Raw genomic sequence first — 9,001 nt, 5'->3', positions numbered from 1 at the left:
TTTATTTAGTTGTAGGTAAATGGCGTATCCCCTCTCCTTACGGAGACGCTACGCGAAGGAATTTTCGAGTTTGGAGAGGTAAAGGAATTCCTTCGCCTGCACAACTTGGGCTGAAACTAGTTCAACGTTTACCTCAATCTTTAACTCAACACTTTGAAACAATTATTTTAGCGGATACAGCTTTTGGCAGTGTCGAATTTTTGGAGGGTATACGTCAGCTTAAATATCATGCTGTTACAGGTGTATCTATTAGTCGCAAATTAGCTGATGGTAGACTTTTAAGACGTTTACACCAACCAGGGCAACAGGTTTATCTATTTGGTTTAAAGTTTCATGTTACTGTTTCTTGGTATTACTTAAAGTCTGATAATGGCAAGTTAGAAAAGCGTTTTGTTTTGTCTACTCGACCTATCAAGGCTTCTACTCTCAAGTGGTGGGGTAAACGTCGTTGGCAGATAGAAGGTTGGTTTAAAAACGCAAAGCATCGTTTTGGTTTGCATCGCTTTGGGCAAGGAACTCTCAAGGGAATGTATCGCTGGTTGATTCTTTCTCTGACCGCTTATCTCATCGCTCATTGGACTTATCTAAATACTCACTCAACATCACCGCCTGATTGGGGTCAGGCTGCACAAACAGCACTTGAATCTATTTTTCCCCAAATAGTCGTGTCTCTTCTTTTACTTAAGATTGAACGCCTCGCTACCCTTACACGTAGTTGTGGTTTTGACATCTCTATTTCCAGGTGCAAGAAGTGAGCCTACGGCGGCAAGCTACGCAGTGAAGATGGAGCTAGAGGATTATGGAATTCTCTACCACCAGTTTATCGTCAATGTGCTGTTTGTTATACAGATTTTTGGGCAGCTTATGCACAAGTTATTCCTCACAAACGTCATCAGGCAGTAGGGAAACAAAGTGGCAAGACTAACCATATTGAACGCTTTAACTCTTGCATTGCGGCAAAGAATTGCTCGTTTGCTTAGAAAGACTTTATCCTTTTCTAAAAAGTTAAATAACCACATTGGTGCTATCTGGTATTTCATTCATCATTATCAGGACTTACGCAAAAACTCTCTCAAACCCTTATTTCTCTGTGTTCTCTGCGTCTCTGTGGTATGCGCTATGCGCACGCTACGCGAACGTTATTCCGTAATTTGTGCGTAAGTCCTAATTATAATTCTTGTTGTAGTGTCTAAATTTATTTTCACTACATATCTACCACTACCCGGCGTTAATTACTAATCACAATCACTCTGCTATTTGCCCCACATTCACCAAACTATTCGCACATAAAATCCCTGAAGCAGCGACAGCAGGCACACCAATTCCTGGTAGAGTGCTATCACCCACACGATACAAACCCTGTATTGGGGTGTGTGTACTAGGAAACATCCCTTTACCTGCTGCGATCGCCGGGCCATAAGTTCCCTGATATCTTCGTAAATAATGAGCATGAGTTAACGGCGTACCGATGAGTTCTAATACTACACGCTCTCGAATATCAGGGATAATACGCTCTAAGACACAGTATAAAGATTGCGCTTTCTCTTGTTTTTTCGCCTCATACCCATCATTGTGTTCCCATCCGGCGTAAGGTTCGAGAGTGTAAGCATGAACTCCATGATGTCCCTCTGGGGCTAAATTTTTATCCCACACACTAGGAATAGAAATCATGCAAGTATTACCCGGTGTACTGATATCTTGGCTGGAATCATGAACTACTACATGATGTCCTGTCAAATTATCTAACCCATCGGCGCGGATACCTAAGTGCAAGTGCATGAAACTCTCAACTGCTGGCGTTGCTAAAGCACTTTGACGATAAGCCGTAGATAAATCTTCAGGACGTAATAATTGATTGTAAGTATCCCAAAGTGTAGCGTTAGAAATCACAATTGATGCTGACAAAATTTCACCACTTCGCAACCGCACACCCTTGACCTTGCCAGACTCTACCAAAATTTGCTCAACGTGACATCCCAAACGCAACTCACCACCCCAGCGTTCCAACCCCCGCACCAAAGCATTGACAATGGCTGCACTTCCCCCCACAGGATACTCAACCCCAGCACGGGAACGTTCACCTAACATAAATGCTACTTCGGGGGCAATTGTGCCGTGTGCTTTTAACCCAGAAAGTAAGAAACACTCTAAATCAATCAGTCGCCGCACCCAAGGGTCTTTAACTGTAGCATCCATGACATCGCCTACAGAAGACTGCACCAGAGACAAGTAAGGTAGCATTTTCACTAAAGACGGCAAATAACGTTGCAACAATACTAAAATTACCTGCCAATCTGACCTCAGCTCTATGGTGGGGATACCTTTCATTGCCTCGTATAGTCCTAACAGGCGTTGTTCAAATTGTTCGAGTTCCTTTGCACCTTGGGGTGTAATTTTGTGTATTTCCTGACGATATTGTGCAGCATTGCTATACACTGCAAAACTGACTTCAGGGAAGTGGTAGTGACCTAAAGGATCATAGGGTATAACTTGGATGGATTCACCTAAAGTATCAAGAACCTGTTTGAGAGGATTCAAACTTTGATTACCAGTTAAACCGCAATAAAAGGAGGGGCCAGAATCAAATTCAAACCCGCGTCGTCTAAAACTATGGGCTGCACCGCCAGCAATTGTATGACTTTCACACACAATTACTCGCTTACCATAACGCGCCAACATACCCGCAGCGCATAAACCACCGATACCGCTACCGATGATGATGATATCAACAGGGGACAGGGGAGAGGTGACAGGTGACAGGGGAGTCATGAGTGGGTAGTGGGAGGAAGGAGACAAGGAAGCATCCCAATTGTTTCAAAATACAACACAAATAGCTTTAATGAAATCTCCGCGCCCCTCCACGTGAACCTCCGCGTTAAAAAATGAAATCAAATATGCTGAATGACCAATTACTAATGACTCAACCACTAATTGAACTAAAAGGCATTTCTAAATCCTTTGGGAACAATCGGGTTTTAGATAATGTAGACTTGACGATTTATCGGGGAGAAGCTTTAGGGATTATTGGCCCTTCGGGAACTGGTAAATCAACAATTTTACGCGTCATGGCTGGTTTGATTACTCCTGATGAAGGGGAAGTTTATGTGCAAGGAGTAAAAAGAGATGGGTTGATTGAGGATGCTAAAGACCCGGTTGGTATTGGTATGGTATTTCAGCAGGCGGCATTATTTGACTCGTTGACTGTGGAAGAGAATGTGGGTTTTTTACTTTATCAAAATTCTGACTTGCCGCGATCGCGTATTCGAGATTTGGTCAAAGAAAAACTAGAAATGGTAGGTTTACCGGGAATTAGCCACCTCTACCCCTCGGAACTGTCTGGCGGGATGCGAAAACGGGTAAGTTTTGCCCGTGCAATTATGTCTAACCCCGACAACCCGGAAGAAGGTGCAGAAGTTTTACTGTACGATGAACCGACAGCCGGACTTGACCCCATTGCTTCCACGGTGATAGAAGATTTAATTCGTGACTTGCAAATTACCCAAGGTGTTTGTAGTACCTATGCGATCGTTACCCACCAAGATAGTACAATCCGACGCACTGCTGATAGACTAGTGTTCCTGTATCAAGGTAAAGTGCAGTGGCAAGGTCAAGTTAGTGAGCTAAACGGCACAGACCATCCATTAATTACACAATTTATGAGTGGTAATGTACGGGGGCCAATTCAGGTTGTTGGTTAGTTGGATAAAGGATAATATGCGCGATTTTATCACCACTCGTTTTGCATCTCGACGAACATTAAGGGAAGGTTCAGTAGGTTTATTACTCTTGCTGGGATTAGGAGCATTTTTAGTTATTATTTTATGGCTGAATAGAGTTACCGCATCTCGTAGTTCTTACAAAGCTGTTGTCGAATTTGCCAATGCTGGTGGTATGCAAAAAGGCGCATCTGTACGTTATCGGGGTGTGAAAGTTGGGAATATTTCTCGCATTGAACCCAAGCCAAATGCTGTAGAGGTAGAAATTGAAATCTCCCAACCAGACCTAATTATTCCTCGTAATGTGTTAGTTGAAGCTAATCAAAGTGGCTTAATTAGTGAAAGTATTATCGACATCACCCCAAAAGCTTCATTAGCCACGGGCGAAAAAATTGCTAGACCTCTAGATAAAAATTGTGATAACAGCCTAATTGTTTGTAATGGTTCTCGGCTGAAGGGGAAAATTGGTATTAGTTTGGATGAATTAATCCGTAGTAGCACGGAGTTAGCGACTGTTTATAACAATCCTGAGTTTTATCAACGGGTGAATAAACTTTTAGAAACATCAGCAGAAGCAGCTACAGGCGTAGCAGCACTCAGCCGAGATGCTAGGAGTTTGAGCAAAAGCTTTCAAGGACAGATAGGTACATTTGCTTCTACGGCCAATTCCGTACAAAGAGCGACAAATGCACTGACTGCTTCCACTACTAAGACTGTAGATCAACTTGGTGTCACCGCAGGGCAATTTAGCACAACTGCAACTCAAGCCAATAAGTTACTGGTGCAATTAGATAACCTTGTCACCACAAATCGTTCTACATTGGTTGGGACTTTAAATAATCTGTCGGAAACTAGTAACCAACTACGCGCAACAGTCACCAGTCTTTCCCCCGCCATTAGTCGGTTATCCGATGGAGAGGTACTAAAAAATTTAGAAACTCTTTCAGCCAACGCGGCGCAAGCTTCAGCTAATTTAAAGGATGCAACTCAAGCTTTAAATGATCCTAAAAATGCTGTACTACTGCAACAAACCTTAGATTCCGCCAGGGTGACTTTTGAAAATACCCAAAAAATTACCTCTGATTTGGATGAATTGACTGGAGACCCTGCTTTTCGGAATAATTTACGGCAGTTAGTCAATGGTCTGAGTACCCTAGTTTCTTCCACAGACCAAATGCAAGAGCAAGTCAAAGTAGCTACAACTCTAGAGTCAATGAAAGCAGTAGCCAGTAAATCAGAGTTGGCTTTGACCCCCAAAAAACAGGAAAAACCAATTATCCCTAATTCCTCATCTGTGCCAGTTGAAAGTACAGTTAACCCCCCTACACCCGATAAATCATCTCAACAGAAACTATTGCAGCAACTGAGAGAGTATGGAAGAGGGACAGGTGATAGGTGACAGGGGACAGGGGACAGGGGACAGGGGACAGGGGAGCAGGGAGAGCAGGGGAAGCAGAGGGGCAGAAGTTATTCACTGCGTGACGCTAGCGCGTAGCTTGCTTTGCTACGCAACGCTACCGCGAACTCCGGAGGAGTACAATTTTGAATTTTGAATTTTGAATTTTGAATTCCCCACAGGGGCTGCCTAATTCCAATCCTGCTCTTCTCGTTTGCCGCGACTTTTATAAATGCCGCCCATATCATGCAACTGGCGGGTTTTCTCGAATAATTCGGCTTCTGTTAAACCCCACTGTTGTAAAACTTTATCTAGGTCGCTTTGTATGTCTCTCGCGCCTGGGAAGCCTTGATAGCGAATTTTGAGTCTGGCTAATTCTGCTAAATTGTAGTCTGTGGCTGTTTGAGTGAGTAGAATATTAATAAGAGAGCGATCGCGGTTGTAAAGTGGGTGTTGTTGGTCTTTACTTCCGTGCTGTTCTGTCATACTTTATACTTTGGTTAGATTGTTAATTCATTCCGAGTCTAAAGCTAAAATCTACCAAGAGCAACGATAATTAAAGATGACGGCTACCACACCTGAGTCCATACGGCTCTCACCACTGCCACCGGATCATAGATAAAGATACATTATCTTTAAGAAAATACAAAAAAGTTTAGATAAGGGTGAATTTTTTTAGATCACCCAAAGTCCAAGCAGCAAGGGAGCAATAACCCGCTATGTTTGAACACTTCACTTCCGAAGCCATCAAAGTAATCATGCTCGCTCAGGAGGAAGCTCGTCGCCTGGGACACAACTTCGTAGGAACTGAACAAATTCTCCTGGGTTTGATGGGAGAAGGAACTGGGGTTGCTGCCAAAGTGCTGACTGAGTTGGGTGTAACTCTCAAAGACGCACGTCGCGAAGTCGAAAAAATTATTGGTAGGGGTTCTGGGTTCGTACCACCAGAAATTCCCTTTACTCCTAAAGTCAAAAGTCTATTTGAGCAATCATTTAGAGAAGCTCACGGTCTCGGACATAATTACATCAACACAGAACACTTACTTTTGGGATTAACCGAAGCGGGTGAAGGTGTAGCCGCCAAAGTATTGCAAAATTTGGGTGTTGACCTGAGAAATGTCCGCTCTGCTGTGATTCGGCGTTTAGGTGAAGATCCTACCGTGGTTGTCGGCGGTGCTAGTAACAGACGCAACCAAACCCTCACCACAGAAGAATTTGGCAGAAACCTCACCAAATTAGCCCAAGAAGGCAAGCTTGACCCTGTAGTTGGTCGCGAGAAAGAAATTGAGCGGGCGATTCAAATTCTTGGTCGTCGCACGAAGAACAACCCCGTGTTAATTGGTGAACCAGGGGTGGGTAAAACAGCGATCGCAGAAGGATTGGCACAGCGTATTATTAACCAAGATGTCCCCGAAGTTTTGGAAGGTAAGCAAGTTATCAGCCTGGATATGGGTTTATTAGTGGCTGGAACGCGCTTTCGGGGAGACTTTGAAGAACGCATCAAGAAAGTAATTGATGAAGTCCGCACGGCGGGAAATGTCATCTTAGTAATTGATGAAATTCATACCTTAGTCGGTGCTGGCGGGACAGAAGGCGGCTTAGATGCGGCTAACATTCTCAAACCAGCCTTGGCGCGGGGTGAACTCCAGTGTATTGGCGCAACCACCTTAGATGAATATCGCCAACACATCGAACGGGATGCAGCCTTAGAGCGGCGTTTCCAACCGATTTTAGTTGGTGAACCCTCCATCGAAGAAACCATTGAAATTCTCTATGGTTTGCGCTCAGTCTACGAGCAGCATCATAGAGTTCAGATTTCCGATGCAGCCGTAGTTGCAGCCGCCGAGTTATCAGACCGCTATATTAGCGATCGCTTTTTGCCAGATAAAGCCATAGACTTAATTGATGAAGCTGGCTCTCGTGTGCGTTTACGGAACTCGAAGATTTCGAGTGATAAAGAACTTAAGCGCAAACTCCTTGAAGTTTCTAAATCTAAAAACGTAGCCGTTAGACTGCAAAACTTTAATCAAGCCGGAGAACTGCGCGACCAGGAAATTGCCTTGGAAGCAGAACTACAAGCCGCTTCCACGGAAAAAAATGCTAATCCTATCGTTGTAGACGAAGAAGACATCGCGCAAATCGTGGCTTCCTGGACTGGCGTACCAGTTAACAAGCTGACAGAATCTGAGTCAGAGTTACTGCTGCACCTAGAAGACACCCTCCATAAGCGGCTCATCGGTCAAGAGCAAGCGGTAACGGCTGTTTCTCGCGCCATCCGTCGCGCTAGAGTTGGCTTAAAGAACCCCAACCGCCCCATTGCTAGCTTTATCTTCTCCGGCCCCACCGGTGTTGGTAAGACCGAATTAGCCAAGTCCTTAGCGGCTTACTTCTTCGGTGCTGAAGATGCCATGATTCGGCTAGATATGTCCGAATACATGGAAGGTCATACCGTCTCCAAACTTATCGGCTCGCCTCCTGGTTACGTCGGTTATGACGAAGGGGGACAACTCACCGAAGCTGTGCGCCGCAGACCTTACACCGTGTTGCTGTTCGACGAAATCGAAAAAGCACACCCCGATGTATTCAATATGCTGCTGCAAATTTTGGATGACGGACACCTCACCGATGCCAAAGGTCGCAAGGTAGACTTCAAGAACACCTTAATTATCTTGACTTCTAACATTGGTTCTAAGGTAATCGAAAAAGGTGGTGGTGGTTTAGGCTTTGAATTTGATAACCAACCAGACGCTAGTTACCAGCGCATTCGTAACTTAGTTAACGAAGAACTGAAAAATTACTTCCGTCCTGAATTCCTCAACCGTTTGGATGATATTATCGTCTTCACTCAACTGGCTAAGGATGAAGTCAAGCAAATTGCTGATATCATGCTGCGTGATGTGGCTAGCCGCCTGACTGAAAAAGGCATCATCTTAGAAGTGACCGAACAGTTTAAAGACCTAGTAGTCACCCAAGGTTATGACCCCAGCTACGGTGCTAGACCATTACGTCGGGCAATTATGCGCCTCCTAGAAGACTCCCTAGCGGAAGCAATTCTCTCTGGTGAAGTCGCTGACGGTTGCACAGTTATTGTTGATGTCAATGATGATGGTCAAGTACAAGTACGCCCATCAGAAAAGCGAGAGTTACTCTTAGCAAACGCTAGCTAACTAAATATTCAGTGAAACTGAACTATTAATTTACCCTTGGTATTTATACCGGGGTATTTTTTATTTCCAGATTATAGGGGCTAAAACAGCCATCAGTAACAGAAAAGCAATTTCTAAAACGTAGCTAACAAACACAGTGCGATTGAGCAAACCATCCCACAGATAACCCTGACGTTTAGGCTGGGGGATGCGTTTCAAAGAATGACTCCAACTGTTGTAGATACCGGGAGAGTTGAAACCATATTTTTGAGTCAGGATAAATTCAATTTCAGCTACACGGGGATAGAAACCGCGCTGAAAGTGTTTCCATTGACTTTCCAATATCCAGAAAAATAGGGGAATAGTACAACCAATAATAGCGATAAGCCTGAAGGCATCGCTAACGCTCACCATGTTGGTATTCGGTTTTTGCTGTAACATCAATGCTAAAACGCCCCCAGTCCCAGTAATTCCCAATGCTTTGATTACCCAAATCTGCTTGTTATAGTCTTCGATGGTGTTTTGCAGAAAAAAGTATTCTTCTTTGAGCAAGTCTAATTCAAAATTACTGAGAGGTTGGGGCTGGGGTTCAGTTTGTAATGGGTTAGACATTGGTATTGGTAGAGTTCACTGAGATGAAATTAATATAATTCGTAATTTGTAATTCGTAATTCGTAATTTGTAATTCGTAATTAAGGCTTAGGTTGGGAAGTCACCGCCTTGGACGGGTCTCCCAGCTTGAG

At 44.0% G+C, this 9,001-nt stretch carries 7 protein-coding genes and 1 pseudogene; 5 read left to right on the top strand and 3 right to left on the bottom strand.

Going from position 1 to position 9,001, the window contains the following annotated elements:
* Together VB693_RS28375 and VB693_RS28370 are read left to right on the top strand one after the other, a co-directional pair.
* On the top strand, positions 1 to 755 hold a 755-nt coding region (locus tag VB693_RS28375), incomplete at its 5' end, for a transposase (RefSeq protein WP_323269181.1).
* Between the two features lie 21 nt (positions 756 to 776).
* A pseudogene (locus tag VB693_RS28370) lies at positions 777 to 1,050 on the top strand (IS1 family transposase); the annotation flags it as partial.
* Positions 1,051 to 1,245: 195 nt separating this feature from the next.
* On the opposite strand, the gene VB693_RS28365 reads toward VB693_RS28370, so the two are convergent.
* A complete protein-coding gene (locus VB693_RS28365; RefSeq protein ID WP_323269180.1) occupies positions 1,246 to 2,769 on the bottom strand; it encodes an NAD(P)/FAD-dependent oxidoreductase in 1,524 nt (507 codons plus the stop codon).
* A 146-nt stretch (positions 2,770 to 2,915) separates the two neighbouring features.
* Between VB693_RS28365 and VB693_RS28360 the strand changes: the two genes are divergently transcribed.
* Together VB693_RS28360 and VB693_RS28355 are read left to right on the top strand one after the other, a co-directional pair.
* Positions 2,916 to 3,698: an ABC transporter ATP-binding protein gene (locus VB693_RS28360; protein WP_323269179.1), complete on the top strand. Its 783-nt coding sequence runs from the start codon at positions 2,916 to 2,918 to the stop codon at positions 3,696 to 3,698.
* 16 nt (positions 3,699 to 3,714) lie between these two features.
* Complete coding sequence (locus tag VB693_RS28355; protein ID WP_323269178.1) at positions 3,715 to 5,115, top strand: MlaD family protein; 1,401 nt, start codon at positions 3,715 to 3,717, stop codon at positions 5,113 to 5,115.
* Between the two features lie 186 nt (positions 5,116 to 5,301).
* Here the strand turns inward: VB693_RS28355 and VB693_RS28350 are convergent, their stop codons facing one another.
* A complete protein-coding gene (locus VB693_RS28350) occupies positions 5,302 to 5,598 on the bottom strand; it encodes a DUF3288 family protein (protein WP_190703421.1) in 297 nt (98 codons plus the stop codon).
* A 233-nt stretch (positions 5,599 to 5,831) separates the two neighbouring features.
* On the opposite strand from VB693_RS28350, the gene VB693_RS28345 reads away from it, so the two are divergent.
* Positions 5,832 to 8,279: an ATP-dependent Clp protease ATP-binding subunit gene (locus tag VB693_RS28345; RefSeq protein WP_323269177.1), complete on the top strand. Its 2,448-nt coding sequence runs from the start codon at positions 5,832 to 5,834 to the stop codon at positions 8,277 to 8,279.
* A gap of 60 nt (positions 8,280 to 8,339) precedes the next feature.
* Here VB693_RS28345 and VB693_RS28340 read toward each other — a convergent pair whose 3' ends face one another.
* Complete coding sequence (locus VB693_RS28340) at positions 8,340 to 8,870, bottom strand: hypothetical protein (protein WP_323269176.1); 531 nt, start codon at positions 8,868 to 8,870, stop codon at positions 8,340 to 8,342.
* Positions 8,871 to 9,001 lie beyond the last annotated feature (131 nt).

Origin of the sequence: Anabaena sp. UHCC 0399, assembly GCF_034931465.1 — a bacterium.
Classification (GTDB): domain Bacteria; phylum Cyanobacteriota; class Cyanobacteriia; order Cyanobacteriales; family Nostocaceae; genus Trichormus; species Trichormus minutissimus.
Note: the sequence above shows the minus strand (reverse complement) of the source record. Positions and strands in the feature narration are given on the sequence as shown.